This window comes from Streptomyces beijiangensis, assembly GCF_017315755.1.
Lineage (GTDB): Bacteria > Actinomycetota > Actinomycetes > Streptomycetales > Streptomycetaceae > Streptomyces > Streptomyces beijiangensis.
This window is the reverse complement of the sequence record NZ_JAFLRJ010000331.1, coordinates 280-19724: the sequence shown is the minus strand read 5'-3', so window position 1 is coordinate 19724 and position 19445 is coordinate 280. Positions and strand designations below refer to the sequence as shown.

21 protein-coding genes, 2 tRNA genes and 1 other RNA gene are annotated in these 19445 nt (G+C 69.5%); 14 read left to right on the top strand and 10 right to left on the bottom strand.

The genetic code is table 11. The annotated features are described in order from the left end of the window. Positions 1-15: 15 nt before the first annotated feature. An RNA gene (gene ffs, locus J0695_RS29310) (signal recognition particle sRNA small type) lies at positions 16-112 on the bottom strand. A 73-nt stretch (positions 113-185) separates the two neighbouring features. Here ffs and J0695_RS29305 point away from each other — a divergent pair. The 4 genes from J0695_RS29305 (at position 186) to J0695_RS29290 (ending at position 3510) form a co-directional block, all read left to right on the top strand. Then, a tRNA-Ser gene (locus J0695_RS29305) sits at positions 186-270 on the top strand. 471 nt (positions 271-741) lie between these two features. After that, positions 742-2580, top strand: coding sequence for a DUF262 domain-containing protein (locus tag J0695_RS29300; protein ID WP_206967040.1), 1839 nt, complete (start codon positions 742-744; stop codon positions 2578-2580). A 295-nt stretch (positions 2581-2875) separates the two neighbouring features. Next, entirely contained in the window at positions 2876-3091 is a 216-nt protein-coding gene (locus J0695_RS29295) for a type II toxin-antitoxin system VapB family antitoxin (RefSeq protein ID WP_206967039.1), read from the top strand. Beyond that, complete coding sequence (locus J0695_RS29290; RefSeq protein WP_206967037.1) at positions 3088-3510, top strand: PIN domain nuclease; 423 nt, start codon at positions 3088-3090, stop codon at positions 3508-3510. Before J0695_RS29295 ends, J0695_RS29290 begins: the two co-directional genes overlap by 4 nt. Before the next feature lie 222 nt (positions 3511-3732). Here the strand turns inward: J0695_RS29290 and J0695_RS29285 are convergent, their stop codons facing one another. Both J0695_RS29285 and J0695_RS29280 read right to left on the bottom strand, forming a co-directional pair. Continuing rightward, positions 3733-3945, bottom strand: coding sequence for a DUF4287 domain-containing protein (locus J0695_RS29285; protein ID WP_206967035.1), 213 nt, complete (start codon positions 3943-3945; stop codon positions 3733-3735). Then, positions 3942-5255, bottom strand: a complete 1314-nt coding sequence (locus tag J0695_RS29280) for an MFS transporter (RefSeq protein WP_206967033.1) — start codon at positions 5253-5255, stop codon at positions 3942-3944. The genes J0695_RS29285 and J0695_RS29280 overlap by 4 nt, the downstream gene beginning before the upstream one ends. 88 nt (positions 5256-5343) lie before the next feature. On the opposite strand from J0695_RS29280, the gene J0695_RS29275 reads away from it, so the two are divergent. Next, positions 5344-6336 carry an ArsR/SmtB family transcription factor gene (locus tag J0695_RS29275; protein WP_206967032.1) on the top strand — a complete coding sequence of 331 codons (993 nt, stop codon included), beginning with the start codon at positions 5344-5346 and terminating at the stop codon, positions 6334-6336. 104 nt (positions 6337-6440) lie between these two features. Continuing rightward, the gene (locus J0695_RS29270) at positions 6441-6710 is read left to right on the top strand and encodes a hypothetical protein (RefSeq protein ID WP_206967029.1); all 270 of its coding nucleotides are present in this window, start codon (positions 6441-6443) and stop codon (positions 6708-6710) included. Positions 6711-6717: 7 nt separating this feature from the next. Here the strand turns inward: J0695_RS29270 and J0695_RS29265 are convergent, their stop codons facing one another. Further along, on the bottom strand, positions 6718-7596 hold the full coding sequence (locus tag J0695_RS29265) for a LysR family transcriptional regulator (protein WP_206967027.1): 879 nt from the start codon (positions 7594-7596) through the stop codon (positions 6718-6720). Positions 7597-7764: 168 nt separating this feature from the next. Between J0695_RS29265 and J0695_RS29260 the strand changes: the two genes are divergently transcribed. Next, on the top strand, positions 7765-8514 hold the full coding sequence (locus tag J0695_RS29260) for a sulfite exporter TauE/SafE family protein (protein WP_206967025.1): 750 nt from the start codon (positions 7765-7767) through the stop codon (positions 8512-8514). Here J0695_RS29260 and J0695_RS29255 read toward each other — a convergent pair. Both J0695_RS29255 and J0695_RS29250 read right to left on the bottom strand, forming a co-directional pair. Further along, a complete protein-coding gene (locus J0695_RS29255) occupies positions 8498-9649 on the bottom strand; it encodes a hypothetical protein (protein WP_206967023.1) in 1152 nt (383 codons plus the stop codon). The genes J0695_RS29260 and J0695_RS29255 overlap by 17 nt on opposite strands. Before the next feature lie 108 nt (positions 9650-9757). Beyond that, on the bottom strand, positions 9758-11422 hold the full coding sequence (locus J0695_RS29250) for a helicase HerA-like domain-containing protein (protein ID WP_206967022.1): 1665 nt from the start codon (positions 11420-11422) through the stop codon (positions 9758-9760). A gap of 96 nt (positions 11423-11518) precedes the next feature. Here J0695_RS29250 and J0695_RS29245 point away from each other — a divergent pair, with 96 nt between their 5' ends. Together J0695_RS29245 and J0695_RS29240 are read left to right on the top strand one after the other, a co-directional pair. Beyond that, the gene (locus J0695_RS29245; RefSeq protein WP_206967020.1) at positions 11519-11815 is read left to right on the top strand and encodes a type II toxin-antitoxin system VapB family antitoxin; all 297 of its coding nucleotides are present in this window, start codon (positions 11519-11521) and stop codon (positions 11813-11815) included. A 134-nt stretch (positions 11816-11949) separates the two neighbouring features. Further along, positions 11950-12603, top strand: a complete 654-nt coding sequence (locus J0695_RS29240) for a LytR C-terminal domain-containing protein (protein ID WP_206967018.1) — start codon at positions 11950-11952, stop codon at positions 12601-12603. A gap of 18 nt (positions 12604-12621) precedes the next feature. On the opposite strand, the gene upp is transcribed toward J0695_RS29240, so the two are convergent. Continuing rightward, entirely contained in the window at positions 12622-13257 is a 636-nt protein-coding gene (gene upp / locus J0695_RS29235; RefSeq protein ID WP_206967016.1) for a uracil phosphoribosyltransferase, read from the bottom strand. 82 nt (positions 13258-13339) lie between these two features. Between upp and J0695_RS29230 the strand changes: the two genes are divergently transcribed. The 4 genes from J0695_RS29230 (at position 13340) to J0695_RS29215 (ending at position 14865) form a co-directional block, all read left to right on the top strand. Further along, a complete protein-coding gene (locus J0695_RS29230; protein ID WP_206967014.1) occupies positions 13340-13519 on the top strand; it encodes a hypothetical protein in 180 nt (59 codons plus the stop codon). A gap of 143 nt (positions 13520-13662) precedes the next feature. After that, a complete protein-coding gene (locus tag J0695_RS29225) occupies positions 13663-14202 on the top strand; it encodes a tRNA adenosine deaminase-associated protein (protein WP_206967071.1) in 540 nt (179 codons plus the stop codon). Next, positions 14203-14685, top strand: coding sequence for a tRNA adenosine(34) deaminase TadA (gene tadA / locus J0695_RS29220; RefSeq protein ID WP_206967012.1), 483 nt, complete (start codon positions 14203-14205; stop codon positions 14683-14685). Between the two features lie 92 nt (positions 14686-14777). Further along, a tRNA-Ser gene (locus J0695_RS29215) sits at positions 14778-14865 on the top strand. 300 nt (positions 14866-15165) lie between these two features. Here the strand turns inward: J0695_RS29215 and J0695_RS29210 are convergent. Then, a complete protein-coding gene (locus J0695_RS29210; protein WP_206967010.1) occupies positions 15166-16296 on the bottom strand; it encodes an SDR family oxidoreductase in 1131 nt (376 codons plus the stop codon). A 268-nt stretch (positions 16297-16564) separates the two neighbouring features. Between J0695_RS29210 and J0695_RS29205 the strand changes: the two genes are divergently transcribed. Next, a complete protein-coding gene (locus J0695_RS29205; RefSeq protein ID WP_206967007.1) occupies positions 16565-17815 on the top strand; it encodes a WS/DGAT domain-containing protein in 1251 nt (416 codons plus the stop codon). A 26-nt stretch (positions 17816-17841) separates the two neighbouring features. Here the strand turns inward: J0695_RS29205 and J0695_RS29200 are convergent, their stop codons facing one another. Further along, positions 17842-18978 carry an MMPL family transporter gene (locus J0695_RS29200; RefSeq protein ID WP_206967005.1) on the bottom strand — a complete coding sequence of 379 codons (1137 nt, stop codon included), beginning with the start codon at positions 18976-18978 and terminating at the stop codon, positions 17842-17844. Then, complete coding sequence (locus J0695_RS29195) at positions 18975-19430, bottom strand: MMPL family transporter (protein WP_443726412.1); 456 nt, start codon at positions 19428-19430, stop codon at positions 18975-18977. The genes J0695_RS29200 and J0695_RS29195 overlap by 4 nt, the downstream gene beginning before the upstream one ends. Positions 19431-19445 lie beyond the last annotated feature (15 nt).

Sequence of the window (19445 nt, the reverse complement as noted above, 5' to 3'; positions counted from 1 at the left end):
CCAGCACCGCCGAACGCAAAGGGCCCCCCACGCACCCGCCAGAGCCAACCTACCCTTGCTGCCTTCCGGCCCTGGGGGAGTTCAGTCAGATAGCGCCACGTGAGGGGCTGGCCCCCACCCTAGCTGATCCACCGGGTGGGGATCGAGTTCGCGAGCACCCCTTCCGGTCTTGTATTGTTCGTCGCGGAGGATTCGCCTAGTGGCCTAGGGCGCACGCTTGGAAAGCGTGTTGGGGGCAACCCCTCACGAGTTCGAATCTCGTATCCTCCGCAGCCGGAAGGCCCGGACCGCGTCAGCGGTCCGGGCCTTCTGCTTTGGCAGTCTCATCCACAGTCTCAGCAGGGCTCTTCAGACCGCCCTCCGCTGCCCGCGCTGGTAGCGGGCAGCCATGGCTGTGAACGACCGGCCCATGATCTGCATGACTTCGCTCGACGGGCGGGACCACCGGGGATGTTCCGTGCGCCGAACCGGCATCGGAGCGAGGGTGAAGCCGCCGGTGGGCTGCCCCAGCCCCGTAAGGGGCGGGCGCCACTGGTGAGCCGGCCGTCCTCTCCTGCCCTGCAGGCCCGGTCGATCGCCTCCTCGGCGAACATGATCGCAACATCGGACTTGCCAATCCTCTGATTTGTTATCGATCTCAGGTAACCATCGCTGTGACACCTAGTAACTTCGAGATGACACGATTCAGTCAGGCCAGTCGACAGGCGCGCCTTCGATGACCTGTCGCCGTAAGGAGCCGATGTGGCCGACGAAGCATTCAGTATCGACAAGCGGCCGCTCCGTGACCTGTTGCAGCAGGTGGAGGTCGGCAAGGCCCAGCTCCCAGAGTTCCAGCGGGGCTGGGTGTGGCCGTATCCGAACATCGCGAGTCTCCTGGCGTCGATCTCGCTGAGTTACCCCGTCGGCACCGTCATGTTGCTCAAGGCAGGGGGCGACGTCCGCTTCAAGTACCGGCCCATCGAAGGAGCCACACCCGTCGGCGAGCCCGAACCGGAGTCGCTCGTGCTCGACGGCCAGCAGCGGCTGACCTCGCTGTTCCAGGCGTTGAAGCTGAAGGGCCCCGTGGTCACACAGGATTTGCGCAAGCATCAGGTGTCCGGCTGGTTCTACGTCGACATGATCCAGGCCCTCGACGACAACGGTGACCGCGAGGACGCCATCCGCTTCCTGCCCGAATCCCGGAAGGTGCTCGACTTCCGTGGCCAGGTGGTCGAGGACTACTCCACTCCCGAACGGGAGTACGAGGCACACCTCTTCCCCCTCCACTCGGTCTTCGACGGCGGGGACTGGGGCGATGATTTCACTGATCACTGGGACGGCGCCAAGGACAAGCGCCAGCTATGGCGTGACTTCAACGAGGCATTTGTCCGCCCCTTCGACCGATACCACGTCCCGGTGATCGAGCTGGGGAAAGCGACCCCACGCCAGGCTGTGTGTCAGGTTTTCGAGAAGGTCAACACAGGTGGTGTCACCCTGACCGTGTTCGAGCTGCTCACTGCCACCTACGCGGCAGACGAGTTCGATCTGCGCAGCCATTGGGAGCAGGAGTGCCGGGCAGCCTGGAAGGCGCCCGAGTACCGCATCCTTCGCGAGGTCTCCAACACCGACTTCCTCCAAGCTGTCACCTTGCTGGCAACGGGTGCACGGCGCAGGCGCGAGGCCGAGCGGGGGACGGACGAGGAGCGACTGCCACGCATCGGCTGCAAGCGCAAGGACATGCTCGCCCTCTCCCTTGAGGACTACCTGCACTTCGCGCCGTCCGTCATCGCCGGTTTCAAGGCTTCGGCGAAATTTCTGCACCAGCAGTTCCTCTTCGATACAAAGTTCCTTCCCTACGGAACCCAGCTGATTCCGCTCGCTGCCATCCTGGCTATGGCCGGGGAAGCCGCGCAGAGCGCCGGCGCCCAGCACAAGTTGGCCCGCTGGTTCTGGTGTGGTGTGTTCGGAGAGCTCTACGGCGGTTCGACCGAGACCCGCTTCAGCCAGGATCTGCCGGACGTCGTCGACTGGATTCGCGCGGGAGCCGACGAGCCCCGGACCGTCACAGCCGCGCAGTTCACCCCCGGGCGCCTACTTACCTTGCGTACCCGCAACAGCGCCGCATACAAGGGCGTTTACGCGCTTCTGCTGAAGGCGGGCGCCATGGACTGGCGCACGGGGGAGAAGGCAGAGGTCACCGGGTACTTCGACGAGTCGATCGACATCCACCACATCTTCCCCAAGATCTGGTGCGACAAAGCCGGCTATGCACCCGCCGACTACAACTCGATCATCAACAAGACCCCGTTGACCGCGCGCACGAACAGGATCATCGGGGGTGCAGCCCCCTCCGACTATCTGGGCCGATTGGTCAAGACCGCGGAGACCGCCCATGAGGGCGTCGCCGAGCGCATCCGCTCTCACCTCGCTCACCCGGATCTCATGGCTGCCGACGATTTCGGAGAGTTCTTCGCTGCGCGCAAGGCCGCGCTGCTCGGCAGTATCTCGGCGGCCATGGGCAAGGCAATCCTGGAAGATGAATCAGCGACGCACAGTCCAGGGATCAACCTCGACGTTTCTGATGACACCGATGATCTGTGATCGTCACTGAGGAGCCCCGCACACAGGAGGGCTGTGGCACGGCTGCCGCCATCACTGGCGAGCCCTGCACCGAGGCTGTTCTCTCCCGCTGACCGTGGAGACCGTATCGGCTGAGCGTGCGCTGCCCGCCGATGGCGGGGCCTCGTCCCACGACTGCCACGTGGATTTAGGCCTTGGTCGCAGTCTCCAACGCGCAGAGGCGCCAGTGCGGACGGGCCCTCCCATGACGTCTGGCCCCATGAAACCCACGCGAGATATACTCGATGCCACCATTGATATCCATGGAGGTGCACAAGTGAGTCGAACTGTGATCGATCTCGATGACGAGTTGGTGGCCGACGTGGCCAAGGCGCTCGGCACCGGCACCAAGAAGGAAACGGTCAATACCGCCCTGCGTGAGGTGCTGGAGAACCGGCGGCGAGCGCTCGCACTCACGCGGTTGCGTGCCGCTGCCGGCGATGGCGCCTTCGATCTGGACCTCTTCGAAGATAAGGGGAACTACCGCCGGTGAACGCGGCCCAGTTCCTGATCGACACCAGCGCGCTGGCCCGGTTCATGCGTGGCGACGCGGAGCAGTACGGCTGGGACCAGGCTGCCGCAGCCGGGCTCATCGCCACCTGCCCCGTCACCGAGCTGGAGTTCTTCTACAGCGCCCGCTCTGCCGAAGACCGGGCGCAGGGCATCGAAGACATGCGGATGATCTTCGGCTGGGTTCCGGTCGACGATCGCGCCTACACGCGCGCCTGGCAGGTGCAGGAAGCCCTCACCAAGCGGGGGCAGCATCGCAGTGCAGGAGCCGTCGACCTCGTCGTGGCCGCGACGGCCGAGCTCCAGGGGCTGACGCTGCTGCATCGCGACCGGGACTTCGACTGCATCGCCGCTGTCACCGGGCAGCCGCTCCAGTGGTACGGGCCCGAGCCGGGCAAGTAGGCGTCCCGCACCCGCCCGTGAGCGCCTTCGTCGTTCGGGTGCCGCCGGGCTGCCAGACACAGGGCCTAGCCCCGCAGTCGCACGGTCAGCTTCACCAATGCTCCGCCAGGGCCCGCGGAGATGGTGAGTTCGTCGGTGAGCAGGGGCCGTCCTGGCCCCCTTGCATGATCGGGTCCCGGACCGGCGGGCGCGTCCCGTACGGCCTGCCGCCACCGCCTGCAGCTACTTGCCGCCGGACTCGGCGAGGGTGTGGGCGACCAGGGCGTTGGCGTGGCCGTGGCCGAGGCCGTGCTCGGTCTTCAGCCAGGCGACCAGTTCCATGTGCTTGGTCAGGGGCGAGGCGCGGATGAGGTCCTTCCACTCCTCGACCGGGCGACCGTACTTCTTCTCGATCGACGGGAAGTAGCTGGCGGGGCCCTTCACGGGTTCGGTCATGGCTGCGGCCTTCCGTTCGTCTGCGCGGTGGCGATGGTGATGTCGATGTTGCTTGTACGACCAGGGCTGAGCGCCGGAGTCATCGGCCGGGTCGGCGTGACCCGCCTCACAGATGATCCCTTCCCGTCCGTCCGCGCGCCGATCCTGCGCGCCAGCACCAGCGGTCCCGCCGCCGCGAGGACACCCGCGCCGAGCGCCGTCCACCACAGGGCCGCCGGGCCGATGCTCGTGTAGAGCGTCACGCCCAGCGTGAGCGAGCCGAAGCGGGCCACGCCCCACGTCCAGCTGAAGGCGCCCTGGTAGCGGCCCCGGGCGTGCGCCGGGGCGAGGTTGGCGACGACCGCCGCCGCGATGCCTGCCACGCCCGCCTCGCCCAGCGACCAGACGACCACCGACAGCGCATAGCCCGCAACGCTGTCCGCGACGCCCGTCAGGGCCACACCGAGCGCGACCAGCAGGCTGCCCGAGGCCAGCACGGGAAGCTGCGGGAAGCGGGCGAGGCGGGCTGTCGCGAAGGGCTGCAGGGCCACCACCAGGACCGCGTTGACCGCCGCCATCGCGCCGTACACGGCCGGGGAGAGCCCGCTGTCGTGGATGGCCAGGGGCAGGGCGACCTCGGTGAGCGAGTAGACGAAGAGCTGTACGCCGAAGAGTGCGAGGAGGACGAGGAGCAGACGGTCGCGGAGTACGACGCCGTAACCGATGCCGTCCTTCTTCCTCTGCTGCGGGAGATCCTTGGCGGTGGGCCGCGCGGCCTCCGTGAGCCGGGTGACAACCACCCCCGCGTAGAGCAGCATCGATCCCGCGTCGACCGCGAACAGCAGCCAGTAGCCGTGCGCGGCCAGGAAGCCGCCGAGCACACCGGCCACCGCCGTGCCGATGTTGATGCCCCAGCCGAAGAGTCCGTACGCCCGCTGGCGTCTCGCCGCGTCCACGGTGTCGGCCATCAGCGCGTACACGGCGGGCCCCACCATCGCGCCCGTCGCGCTGAGCAGCAGCGCGGCGGCAGCCATCGTCGCCACCCCCGGCGCCAGGAAGAGCGCGCCCTGGGCCGCCGCGGCGCCGACCAGGCCGATCAGCATCGTGGGGCGGCGGCCGATCCGGTCGGCGAGGAGTCCGCCGACCGCGGGACCGATCAGGTTGCCCGCACCCAGGGCGCCGAGGACGTACGAGGTCTCGGTGCCCGCGATGCCGCGCGAGGCCAGGAAGAAGACCAGGAACGGCGTGACCAGGTAGCCGATCCGGTTGACGATCGTCCCGGCGAAGAGAGTCCAGACGGTGGGCGGCAGGCCGCGGAAGGTGGAGAACATGACAGGAGCGTGCGGCCCTGCCCTCCCCGCGTACCAATGATTAAGCTCAGACCGAATCCATTCACATACGGAAGGGTGGGCGGCTCGCATGGAGTCGGCACTGACGTTCTCGACCGCCGACCTGGCGCAGACCCGCTTCGCGGTCTCCCCCATGTGGGAGGTCGTCACCAGTTTCCGGCTGCTCAGGGACCCGGCCGAGCAGCCCCTGCACCGGAATTGGGCCGCGCAGGTCCGTCCCCGGCTGGCGAAGGCGGGGCTCGGCCGCGGCTGGCTGGCGGAGCTGGTCCCTGCCCGCGGGTATCTCGCGGACTTCCTCAATCCGACTCCGGCGAGCCCCTTCCCGACCCTCGCCGCCGAGCTCGACGCGATCCGCCGGACGCCGGTCGGGCGGGTCCGCACCGACCTCACCATGCTGGGCAAGGAACGCGCCCCCGGCAGCATTTCGCCTCGTACGCGACTGCTCCACGAGGCCCCCGAAGCCGCCCTGGAGAAGGTCACCGAGGAGATCGAGGCCTACTGGGAGCTGGCCCTCGCGCCCTACTGGGCCCGGATCCGCACCCTCCTCGAAGCCGACGTCTTCCACCGCGCGCGCCAGGTCGCCGAGCACGGATCGGCGCAGGTGCTCAACGAGCTGCACGAGTCGGTGCGCTGGGACGACGGCTCGCTGCACCTCATCCGCCGGCACTGCTCACTGACGCGCTCCGACGCCGGTTCGGGCCTGCTGCTCATCCCCACGGCCTTCACCTGGCCGCGCGTCATGACCCGCTCGGTCGCTCCCGACCCGCCCCAACTCGCCTATCCCGCAAGGGGGATCGGCACCCTCTGGGAGTCGCGCACCAACACCACGGCCGCCGACGCGGTCGCCGCCGTCCTGGGCCGCTCCCGCACCCAGCTGCTGGCCGATCTCGACACCCCGGCCTCCACCACCCAGCTCGCCGCGCAGTGCGGTCTCTCGGCCGCCGCCGTCTCCCAGCACCTCACCGCCCTGCGGAACGCGGGCCTGGTCACCGCCCACCGCTCCGGCCGCTCGGTCCTGTACGCACGCACCTCCGTGGCGGACTCCCTGCTGGCGCCCGCCTGACCGACCGGGGGCCGACCGAGGGCCGACCGGGGGCCGTCCGAGTTGCCGGGTTCCCCGGGCTGGGGTGCGCTGGTGTTCCGACCCGCGCACCCGAGAGGCCCGCCATGACCGAGCCGGACCCGCAAGCCCCCGAGACGTACGCCTTCACCTGCGGAGACTGCGGAAACTCCTGGGAGCAGACCTATGAGCGCCAGGGCCAGCGCTACCTCGTCAACGGGACGCCGGTCCACTCACCCCTCGCCAACGCGCAGTGTCCGGGCTGCGAGGGCCGCACCGTCCACGTCATGCCGCCCGAGCTGCTGCAGCGGGTCAAGGCCGCGGAGAGCGCCAAGGCGGAACGCCACCAGCACTTCCCGCGCCTGCACCGCCACTGACAGTCGGCTATCCGGCGCAGTGGCGCGCCACCGTGTCCGCGAACGCCCTGGCCAGCGGCGAAAGCGCCTCCCACCGCCGCACCGCCCACCCCACCGACAGCGGCGGCAGCGCGGGTACGGGCACGAGCCGCAGCCCGGGGTGGACGGGCCCCGGCAGCGCGGGCACCACCGCACTGCCGAGTCCGAGTTCGGCCAGATGCATGGCGGTGTCCCAGTCGGCGACCCCGGTGCCACCGTCCTGCCGTACCCCGAACTCCCGGAAACTGGCGTCCAGATGGGCCCGCGACGTCGAGTTCTCCGGCAGCCTGATCAGCTGTACGGCCGCCAGCTCGTCCGGCTCGATCCGCTCCCGCGCCGCCAGCGGGTCGCCGGCCCCGACCGCGAGCACCCAGGGCAGCTCGACGACCGGCCGCTGCTCGATGCCGCGCACCGGCGCGCCCACCGTGATCCACGCCAGATCCACATCGTGCTCGGCGAGCGCGTCGAAACAGCTCCGGCTCGAATTCTCGGTCCGGAACTCGAGCCCCACCTTCGGAGAGCGCCGCCGGAAATCGACGATCGCCTCCGACATGAAGTGCCGTACGGTCGTGCCTCCCGTGGTGATACGGACCGAACCGCCGTCCCCGCGCGCCAGTTCCGCCAGCTGCCGCAGCGCGAGATCGAGCCCGCCGATCCCCTCCTCGGCGGCCGCCCGCAGGATGCGCCCCGCCACGGTGGGCACGACGCCGCGCGCATGGCGCTCCACCAGCCGTACGCCCACCTCACGCTCCAGGCGCTTCACGTGCTGGCTCACGGCCGACTGCGTACAGGCGAGGTCGCGCGCCACGGCGCTGAGGCTGCCCGCGCGGCAGACGGCGACGAAGACACGGAGGTCGTCAAGGGTCATGACACCCAAGCTAGCTCTTGGGTCTGTTCAAGAAAACCCTAGGATTGACTTGGATGACAGATCTCCCCGATCATCGTGTACGGGCCCAGGGCGGCAACCTGTCCGAGTACGTCGCGACATCCCGGACGGGTGCCGACCCACCCAACGCACAGCAACGAAAGGCGAGTTGTGGATCCCCTGGAAGCGGTGGCGATCGGCGCCGCCGGAATCGCCTCAGGCGCCGTCAACGCGGTGGTCGGCTCCGGCACTCTCATCACCTTCCCCACGCTCCTCGCCTTCGGCTACCCACCGGTCCTCGCCAACGTCTCCAACAACATCGGACAGTTCCCCGGCAACCTGTCCGGCACGTACGGCTACCGACGCGAACTCAAGGGCCAGCTCCCCCGACTGCTCCGCTTCGGCGCGGCCTCGCTGACCGGTGGCGTCATCGGCGCCCTGCTCCTGCTCCAACTCCCCGCCGACACCTTCCAGTCGGTGGTCCCGGTCCTGATCCTGACGGCCTGCGTACTGGTCCTCCTCCAGCCCCGCCTCAGCCGCTGGGCCAAGGAGCGCCAGGCCCGCGAGGACGGCGGCGGCCCCCTCTGGGCAGGCGTGCTCCTCACCGGTATGTACGGCGGCTACTTCGGCGCCGCCCAGGGCGTCCTGCTCATGGCCCTGTTCGGCATCTTCGTCCGCGACAACATGCAACGCCTCAACGCCATGAAGAACGTCCTCGCTTCGATCGTCAACGGCGTCGCGGCCGTCGTCTTCATCGCCGTCTCGGACGTCGACTGGGCGGTGGCCGGGCTGATCGCCGCGGGCTCGACCGTGGGCGGGCTGCTCGGCTCCAAGGTCGGCCGCAATCTGCCGCCCACCGTGCTGCGCTGGGTCATCGTCGTGGTCGGCACCACCGCGTCGATCATCATGATCGTGCGCTGAGTCCCCGTTCGGCGTCGTCCAGGATGCACCGGCGGGTCAACAGGGCTGCCTCGACGACGAGTTCGTCGGCCTGCAGATCGGCCTCCTCGCTGCCCCGGTGTCTGACCGCGATCCATTCGCGGCCCAGGAACGCGTCCAGTTCTCCCAGTACCGGCACCGCATGGCGCCCCATCGCGGCCAGGCACTCCAGGACGTCGAGACCCATCAGTGCGGTGTCGTCGAAGTACTGGGGCAGCAGCGGGAGCAGTGCGGGGGCCGAGGCCACCCCGGCATGCCGCCACCAGGCCCGCGCATTGCGTGCCTGCGCGAAGGAGGGGCGGGTGAAGACCTGATGGGTGAGCTGGGCGGCCTGGCGCCCGGTGAGGGGCCCGTGGTCGAGCAGCGCGTGGAACATCTGGGGCGGCAGGCGGCCCTCCACCGGCCTCGCCGCCAGATAGGCCTCGGCCGCGTCCCGGTCGACGTCCACCCGCTTCCGTACCTCGCAGGGCGGCGGAATGGGCACGCGCGGGTCCGCTGCCCGTCGGCTCGCGGCCCTCGACGAGCCCACCAGCTCCAGGGCGGCGAGCCGGAGCGAGTCCACGAGGTCGTCGAACATACGGACCCACGACGGGGTCAGGTTCTCCGGCGCCGCCCGCCACTCGTGCAGCGCGACCCGGCTCATGTCGAGCCCGACCCGGCGCCGCACAGGAGCCGGATCCGCCAGCAGTCCGGCAGCCTGCCGGAAGTGGTCCAGGGGGCGGGGCTCGTCGTAACGGACGTACACGTCGGCCCACATCTCACCGACGGACCACGACCCCATGGACGCCCCGTCCCCTGCCGCGTCCCCTGCCGCGTCCAGGTGGGCCAGAACCCCCGCCACGGCCTCCGGCGTCCGGTCCGGCGACAGCGTGCGCAGGGCGGCCAGGTGCGCGGCCAGCCTGACCTCGGGCTGCCGGTCCGCTCGCAGACGCGCGACGAGGGCCGCACCGGTGCCGGAGCCGCGGTCGTAGAGCCGTACGTACTGAAGACAGGCCTGCGCGAGCAGGATCCGGTCGAGGGATGCGGGCAGCCGGGACAGGACAGCCGCAGGGCCGGTGATTCCGGCGGCCTGCACGGCCGCCCAGTGCGCGCCCCATCGGGCGTCCGCGCCGCTCACAGCTGGGGGCGGTGGCCGCCGTTCCGGCAGGAGAGGTCAAGGAGAGAGATACTCATGCCGGGCATCATCACCGTGGCGGATGCCCACGCACAAACGGGTATTGAGTTCTCAGCGCCTCCGCTTGGCCGTCCCGAAGATCGACCGCGAGATCTCCCGTCCGATCTGCGTACCGAGCGACCGCGCCAGCGAGCTGAACATCCCGCTGCCCACGACCTGCCCTGCGAGCGACGCGTCCTGCTTCTGCCGGACGGGCGCCTTCGCCGCCTCCTTCGCCGCCGCCGCCTCGTCCGCCGCCTGGAGCGCCGCCGCCTCGGCCGCCTGCTGTTCGGCGGTGAGCTTCTCGTATGCCGATTCGCGGTCGACCGCCTCCGCGTAACGCCCGTACAGCAGCGACGACTTGACCGCCTGGTCCAGCGCAGCCGCATCGATCGGACCCATCAGCGACTCCGGCGCACGCAGCCGCGTCGCGGCCACCGGCGTCGGCGCACCCTTCTCGCTCAGTACGGTGATGACCGCCTCGCCCGTGCCCAGGCCCGTCAGCAACTCCTCCAGGTCGTAAGGCGAGTTGGGGAACGTCTTCACCGTCGCCTTCAGCGCCTTCGCGTCGTCGGGCGTGAAGGCGCGCAGCGCGTGCTGCACGCGGTTGCCGAGCTGGGCGAGCACATCGGCGGGGACGTCCTTCGGCGTCTGCGTGACGAAGAAGATGCCGACCCCCTTCGAGCGGATCAGCCGCACGGTCTGCGTGATCGACTCCAGGAACGCCTTCGACGCGCCCTTGAAGAGCAGATGCGCCTCGTCGAAGAAGAACACGAGTTTCGGCCTGTCCATGTCCCCGACCTCCGGCAGATCCCCGTAGAGATCCGCGAGCAGCCACATCAGGAACGTCGAGAAGAGCTGCGGCTTGTCCTGTACGGCCGGCAGTTCGAGGACCGACACCAGCCCGCGCCCGTCAGGCGCCAGCCGCATCAGCTCGCTCGTGTCGAACTCCGGCTCACCGAAGAAGTCGCCCGCGCCCTGCTGCTCGAAGGCCGTGATCGCCCGCAGGATCACCCCTGCCGTGACCGACGAGAGTCCGCCGATCCCCTTCAACTCGCCCTTGCCCGTGTCCGAGACGAGGAAGGCGACGACCGCCCGCAGGTCCTTGAGGTCGTACAGCTCCAGGCCCTTGGCGTCCGCGTAGTGGAAGATCAGGCCGAGCGACTGCTCCTGCGTCTGGTTGAGCTGGAGCACCTTGGAGAGCAGTACGGGACCGAAGCTCGTCACCGTCGCACGCAGCGGGATGCCGGGGCCGATGCCGCCGAGCCCGTAGAACTCGCACGGGAAGCCCGTCCCCTGCCACTCCTGCCCGACCTCGCCGGACCGCTGCGCCACCTTGTCGTTGGCCTCGCCCGGCGCCGAGATCCCCGAGACGTCGCCCTTGACGTCGGCGAGGAAGACCGGGACGCCGTTGGCCGACAGCTGTTCGGCGATCAGCTGGAGCGTCTTCGTCTTGCCGGTGCCGGTCGCGCCGGCGACGAGACCGTGCCGGTTGAGCATGGAGAGCGGGATCCGTACCTGCGCTTCGGCATGGCACTGCCCCTCCCAGAGCAGCGTGCCGAGCTCCAGCGCGGGACCGGTGAAGCTGTAGCCGGCCGCGATCTCGAGCGCCGGCTGCGGAAGCGCGGGCGCGGACGTCACCTTCTCGGGTACGACCGGTACGACCTCGGGCGCACTTTCGGGTACGCCCTCTGGAACGGGTGCCTCCGGTGCCACCAGCGGCTCACTGTCACTCATCACATGCCCCCGATTCCGGGTTTGCGGGACTTTGTCCACCATCGCACTGCCTCCCCATGGCTGCGCCCGGAGCCGCTTCCCCGGTAGGCTTTCCGTGTGATCTTCAAGCGCATCGGAAGCAGCCGGCCGTACCCCGACCACGGCCGGGAATCCACCCGGCAGTGGGCGGACGTCGCGCCGCGCCCGGTCCGGCTCGATCAGCTCGTGACCACCAAGGGCCAGCTGGACCTCGAGACGCTGCTCGCCGAGGACTCGACCTTCTACGGCGATCTCTTCGCCCATGTCGTGAAGTGGCAGGGCGACCTGTACCTGGAGGACGGACTGCACCGCGCGGTCCGTGCCGCGCTCCAGCAGCGCCAGGTCCTGCACGCTCGCGTACTCGAACTCGGCTGATTCCGGCGGCACCACGCCGGTCGCGATCCCACCCCGGGCGGGAACTGCGCCTTTTGGGCCTTTTTTGACCCAAGCGGCGGCCAGTCAATGATCATTTAGTACTCATCATGGCCGTCCCGCACTACGCTGCGCCCATGAGCATGCTCACACCCCCCGGCATGGGCGGAAAGTACCGCATCACGGGTGACAGGTACCCGCGGATGCGCCGCCCCCGCCGTCGCGGCCGGCTGATCTCCCTGATCGTGGCCGCAGCGGCCGCCCTCTCCCTCGCCGGATGGGGAACGCTGCAGCTCATCGATGTCTTCAGCGGAAACGGACCGAAGAAGTCCACGGTCGCCGCCGCCGGCGACCAGAAACAGGACTGCAAGCCCACCCCGGCCCCGGGCCCCACGGCGACCCCGGTGGCGCAGAAGAACCTCCCCAAGCCCGCGAAGATCATGGTCAACGTCTACAACGCGACTGCCCACGGCGGCCTCGCCAAGACCACGGCGGACGAGCTGAAGCGACGCGGCTTCGACATCGGCAGGGTGGGCAACGCCCCGGCCGCGTACGACAAGAAGGTCTCAGGCACCGGGCTGCTGCTCGGCCCCCCGCAGGCCTCCAAGGGCGCCTTCACCGTGCTCGGTACGCAGCTGGCGGGCACCGACCAGAAGATGGACGCCCGCAAGACGGGCGACATCGATCTGATCCTCGGGACGAAGTTCACGGCCCTGAATACGCCGAAGGACGCCGCGAAGGCCCTGGCCGCACTGACCAACCCCTCGTCGGCGCCCGCCGGCAAGTGCTGAGAATCCTTCGAACCGGTCCTAGTCGACCGATCCGTACATGCGGTCCCCCGCGTCGCCGAGCCCCGGGACGATGTAGCCGTGCTCATTGAGCCGCTCGTCGACCGAGGCGGTGACGACCGTCACCGGCGTGCCCGCCAGCTCGCGCTCCATGACCGCGACGCCCTCGGGCGCCGCGAGGAGCACCACGGCGGTCACGTCGTCGGCGCCGCGCTTGATCAGCTCCTGGATCGCCGCGACGAGCGTGCCGCCGGTGGCGAGCATCGGGTCCAGTACGTACACCTGGCGGCCCGAGAGGTCCTCGGGCATCCGGGACGCGTACGTGGACGCCTGCAGCGTCTCCTCGTTGCGGATCATGCCCAGGAAGCCCACCTCGGCGGTCGGCAGCAGCCGCACCATGCCGTCCAGCATGCCGAGGCCGGCGCGCAGGATCGGGACGACCAGGGGCCGCGGGTAGGAGAGCTTCACACCGGTCGTCGGGGTGACCGGGGTCTCGATGTCGACGACCTCCGTGCGCACGTCCCTGGTGGCCTCGTACGCGAGCAGGGTGACCAGCTCGTCGGCGAGGCGGCGGAAAGTGGCGGAGTCGGTGCGCTTGTCGCGCAGCGTGGTGAGCTTGTGTGCCACCAGCGGGTGGTCGACGACATGAATACGCATACGACAACGGTAACCGGCCCGCTGGCATCAAGCCGCAGGTCCGGGGAAGGTGAGAGGGACGGACGAAGAGGTGGAGCGGCCCATGCCGAAGCGCGAGTACGAACAGGAGTGCCAGGAGAGCGCCGCTGCACGAAGGCGTCGCCGGGCCGAGTTCCTGCAGGAGCGGACCGAGGCGATGGAGCTGCGCGACCGGGTCCAGCCCAGGCGCGCCAAGGTGGCACGGCTGCGTCACCAGATGCGTATGCGCACCTTCCGCTGGTAGACCCGGCACGCTCGCCGGAGGGCGACACGAGGTCCTGAGGCCGAAGACCTCTCGCTGAGCCATCGTTTCTGCCACGATTCCCATTGGGCGGGGCTCAGAGCGCCCGGCCGACCAACACACCTATGACCAGTGGGAGAGTCACGGTGTACTTCGCCGCACTGCTCGCGCGCACCGAAGACGGGTGGGAAGCGAGCGACACGGAGCTCGACAATGTCGAGGCCCTGTCGGATCTGACGGACCTGGCCCGGGAGGCCTCGGTGGACGAGGACACGGTCCTCGTCGTCATCGAACAGGAGGACGCCTGGTTCGGCGTCGTCCGCGTCGACGGCGAGGAGGACCCGCGTATCTATGTCTCGGACGCGGCCGCCGCCAGCCGTTCCTCGTACGGGGAAATCCTGCTCACCGACGAACTGCTCGGACGTGAGCCGGCCGATCCCGACGCACTCGAAGAGCTCGCCGACCTCGACGGCACGGAGGACGGCGAACCCCTGAACGACGACGAGGACGACGAGGACGCGGCCGTCGTCGAGGGGGACGCCGTACCGGCGGGCCCGCTCGGGGACACCACGATCCTCGCCGATCTCGGGATGGAGGAGAAAGCGCTGCTCTCGCTCGGCACGGACGCGCTCGCCGAGGTGGCGGACGCCCTGGGCGCCTCGGAAGTCCTGGAGACCGTCCGCTAGATGAACGGTCCCGAAATCCGGCCCGACCCCCTGCGGGACCCCTGGACCGGGCCCATGCGCCTGGCCCTGGACGAGGCGGAGCAGGCCGCGCGGTCCGGCGATGTGCCGGTCGGCGCGGTCCTGCTCGCCCCGGACGGCACGCTCCTCGCCACCGGCCACAACGAACGCGAGGCGACCGGTGACCCGACCGCGCACGCCGAGGTCCTGGCGATCCGGCGGGGCGCGGAGAAGCTCGGCGCGTGGCGGCTGACCGGCTGCACGCTGGTGGTGACCCTGGAGCCGTGCGTGATGTGCGCGGGTGCGCTCGTGCAGTCGCGGGTGGAGCGGGTGGTCTTCGGTGCGCCGGACGAGAAGGCGGGTGCGGCGGGCTCGCTGTGGGATCTCGTACGGGACCGAAGGCTGAATCACCGGCCCGAGGTCATCCACGGCGTCCTCGGCGAGGAGTGCTCGGCACAGCTGACATCCTTCTTCCGGGACCGCTGACCGGCTGCTGATCGTCCGCTGGTCACCCGCTGACCGGCCGCCTTCCGCTACCGATTTCTGAGCACGGCCCACCTTGGGCTAAGCTCTCTCTCGGTAGCGTGTCCGAGCGGCCGAAGGAGCTCGCCTCGAAAGCGAGTGTGGGGAAACTCACCGAGGGTTCAAATCCCTCCGCTACCGCCAGTAACACCCCTCTGACCAGCGGAAACGCGGCCAGGGGGGTGTTTTGCGTGAGGCACGTACCTCACGACCGCGCTGCACAGCAATGCGAAATTGGCACAACTGGCCCACGCGCCAGCCGTGTTGAACCTCCCTACGGAGGGATCTGCCCCTGCGGTCCCTCAGAGGGACGGGCAATCATGCTCGGCGGGAGCCAGGTGGTGGCGGTGAATGTCTCTGTGTGCCAGGCCCTGACAGAGTCGCGTGGACGTGACCGTGCAGGTACGGCGCTGTATCCCCTTCCGCCTCGGCGGCTTGTTCCTGTCAGGCCGGTTGCGGGAGAGCGGGCTGGTGGCCGATGTGCTGGAGGTACCAGTGGTAGTACTCAGCGAGGTCGGGGACGTCGAGGCGGAACGCGGGCAGTGCTGCGGCCGGGACGGCGGTGAGGAGGGAGGTCTGGTCGAAGACCTTTTCGCCGCGCATGTAGGACTTGTAGAAGTCCATCTGCCGGGAGATCACACGGTCGATCGCGGTGGCCTGTACGTCGGCGAGGGCGTAGCGGGGCGGGGCGAGACCCGTCATGGCGCTGGCCAGGTCCAGGGTCTGTCCCAGGGCCAGGGGGTGGGGATGCGTCAGGTGGAAGATACCGCCGGCGGCGCGGGCGGTGCTGAGGGAGACGGCGTCGGCGGCGACGAGGTTGACAGGGACGAAGTTGATCGGGATGGCCGGGTCGGCGGGAAGCAGGATGCTGACCGCTTCGGAGACTCCGCGCCGGGCGAGAGTTTGCTGGGCCTGGGCGAGGCGTTGGACGACGGAGTAGGCGCCGGTCAGCCCGCCGACTGCCTGCTTGGTCACGCTGTGGCCGATGACGATGCTCGGCCTGAGGATCCGTGTGGTCATACCCGTCGCACGCCTGACGACGTCTTCACCGGCGACTTTGCTCTCTTCGTAGCGGTTGTTGATGCACGCGGCGTCCGCGGGCTCCTCGTACAGGATTCCTTCCCGGGATCCGGCGACGTAGGCGGTGCTGACCTGGTTGTAGACCTCGCAGCCGAGCGCGTCGGCGAGCGCGAGCGCGTGCCGGGTTCCGGTGATGTTGGTCCGCTGCAGTTCGGGCCAGTACCGGTCTTCGTAGCGGAGATCGGCCGCGCAGTGCCAGAACTCCCGCGCCCTGCCGCCGGCATGGGAGGCAGGGGCGACGCCGCACAGGGGCTGCGTGAGTTCGGCGGGAACCGCCAGGCAGCGCCCGGCGATCTCCGCGTCCAAGGTGGCGTCGTGGCCGTATGCGCGGGCTGCGGACTGCAGTACCTGCGTGAGGCGTGCCTGGGGCGCCAGGCCTTCCTTGTGGCGGGTGGGGCAGACGATGTGGTCGTCAGTGCGAGTGAGGAGTTCGACGACGAGTGCCGCGCCCACCAGACCGGTGCCCCCAGTGACCCACTGCGTTTCGGACTTCATCAGGCTCCCTGAAAAGATGCTGGTGCGACAGCTGTTGCTACGTGAATGCCTCTGCGAACTGCCTTTCGGAAGAATCGATACGGCGCTCCTGGATGGATCAGCAGAACGAGTGATCTTGGTGAGCAGTGTGCAGGTGTTGCGCTACCTGTCGGCCGTGCGCGGGTTGTCCGGTCACAGGCAATTGCATGCCCGTGACCGCCTCGCCCTGCCCCTGTGAGGTGAGGCGGACAGGCCGCGGATTTGCTCCGCAGACAGGACTCACACACCCATGTACGCGAAGACGGCCCTTCTGGCGCAGGCCGGTGATGTGGTGCTGATGGACATGGCCCCGCTCACGCACGCGGCGCAGATGTACATCTCCACCGCGCTGATCCTGGAAGGTGAAGCACCCGGAGCAGCCGAGGTCGCGGACCACATCGCACCCCGTCTGCGACGCGTCCCCGGTCTGCTCCACCGGTACGCCGAGCGCGCAGGCCGGCCCGGCTGGCAGCCACAGCAGGTGCGGGCCGCCGACCACGTCGCCGTGCTCGAACTGGGCGGCGTCGATGCGGGCGAGGGTATCGACGTGTTGATGCGCGAGGTACGGCGGCGCCCACCGGTCTCCCCGGAGGGGGCACCGATGTGGGACGTACTGATCGCCACTGGCTTTGCTCCCGACCGCTGGGCGCTCGTCCTGCGCTGCCATCACACCCAGATGGACGGCGGGGCCATCACTCACGCCCTCGACCACCTGTTCGGAGACGGGACGGCCGCAGTGCGCCGACCCCTGCTGTCCGGCGCACTGCGGCCCGAGCTGCGGAACCTGCCGTCCGCGGCAGCCTCCATCCTCCGGGCAGCCCGGCCCACCTCACCCTGGCCCGCACCGAAAGCAGCACTGAACGAGGGGGCGGCCACCTATGCGGTGACCGGGCCGCTGGACGTAGAGCACATCAAGCAGCCTGGCGCCACGCTCACGCAGGTCTTCGCCGCCTGTTTCGCGCTGGCAGCCGACTCCTGGTGGCCGCTTCCCGGCGACCGGGAGGTCCACGTCGTGGTCCCGATGGACTTGAGGGAGCCCGGCGAACAGCGAGCGCTGGGCAACCACTTCGCCCCCATGCGCCTGGCACTGCCCGCCGGAGAGGCCGACCAGGTCCTGCGCGAGACCGGTGTGCAGATGGCCGCCTGGCAGCGGCCCGGGTTCCGGGCCGCCCTCGACGTGACCATCCGGCGGATCACTCCGTTCCCGGCCACCCTCGCCCTCGGCAAGCGCATCAGCTCGGGCACCTGCTGCCGTGCCGTGGTCTCCTCCGTCCGCTCGAAGAACCCGCTGTCCTTCAACGGATCCCCGGTCCTGGATCTGGTGCCCGCAGCCCCCACGTTCCCCGGCCACGCCCTGTCGTGCCTGCTCTGGTCCTATCAGGGGCGCGCCCGCGTCGCCTTCGGCTCCCACACCTCCATGCCCGGCGTCGGCGCCCTCCCCGGGGCATGGGAACAAGCCCTGAAATCGATCCAGGCGGGCCAGGTGCCTTCCCTCGGTTAGTACCGGCGCCAGGAGGGCGCCACAGGTCACCTCTTTCCAGCCCGCACCAGCTTGCCGTGCTCCCCTGGTCGGGGAAGCCGATCCGGTTCCATCGCGCCGTCGGCCGGAACTGCTGCGCCGCCCCCGTGGCCGTGGCCGTGCAGGTCCAGGCGGTTCAATACGCGTTGCACAGGTGCGGGGGCCCACCAATTCGCCTGGCCCGCCAGACACATTGAGGCGGGTACCAGGACGGCGCGCACCACGGTGGCATCGACGAGGACGGCGAGAGCCAGGGCGAAGCCGAGGACTTTGAGCAGCGCGACGGAGGAGGTGATCAGTGCGCCCACCGATACCGCCAGAGCCAGTGCTGCGGTCGTCACCAGCCGTCCGGTCTGCTCGATGCCCTTCTCCACCGCGGCACGATTGCCGGCGCCGAGCAGGTGCTCCTCCTGGATGCGCGACAGGAGGAACATCTCGTAGTCCATCGACAGCGCGAAGGCCACGCAGAGCGCGAGCAGGAGCATGCAGGCGTCCACCGGCCCGGTACGGGAGCGCATCCCCACCAGTGGGGCGAGGAGGCCGTCCTGGAAGACCAGCACCACCATCCCGGACGAGGCCCCCAGGCTGAGCGCGCCCACCACGATGGCCTTCACCGGGATCAGGACACTGCGGGTGAACAGCAGCAGCAGGACCGCCATGCAGGCCACGGCCCACACCGCGGCGGGCCCCAGCGCGGCCCGCAGGGCGCTCGTGGTGTCAACGAAGCGGGCGGCCTCGCCCCCCACCCACACGCTGCCGCCCGGGGGCGGCACGGCTCTGACCTCATGCACCAGTTCGCCGGCGGCCGGCTCCGCCGCGTCCACGCCCGCGTGCACCGCCAACCACGTCCCGACGCCGTTGTGCGCAAAGCCTGCAGGCGACGGTGCGATCCGGCGGCCGTCCAGGTAGCGGCCTGCCACGCTGTCCACCACGGTGACCGCGGGCAGCCGAGAGAGCACGGCCGCGTACGGGCCCAATTCCACCCCGGGCGGCAAGGCCGGCAAGGTCACCACCACCGTCGTTCCGGGGGAGAGCTGGGGGAAGCCTTCGCTCAGCTGGTCGGCGGCCCTGTGTGAGGAGGCGTGCGCGGGCAGGGTCCGTTCGTCGATCGGTGCAACGTGCAGCCGGGCCAGGGGCAGGCTCATGACCGACAGCAGCGCAAGGGCAGCCACCAGCCATACGGCGGGGCGCCGACACACCAGCACGGCGATCCGGTGCCAGGCCGTGCTGAACTCCCACCCGCCCGCACGGCTGCGCTGTGCCCCTCCTCCGGCCGACAGTGGGCCGGACAGGCGAGTACCGGNNCCGAGGCCGACACCGCGGAGGGCACATCCAGCCCCTTGTCTCTCTCCCGGCGGAAGCGCGTGAGGAGGAACAGGCAGTAGTCGACCGCCAGCCCGAAGCCCAGTGCCGTCGTGAGATTCGGGGAGAACATCGACAGCTCCACCACCGCGGCCAGCGGCCGCAAAAGCGCCAGGGTGATCACCGACGACACCGCAGCCACGACCACCGGCAGCAGCGCCGCCAGAACCGAGCGGAACGCAAACACCAGCAGCAAGAACACCAGTGGCGCGGTGACCAACTCGGCCCGCAGCAGATCACTTTCGGTCCG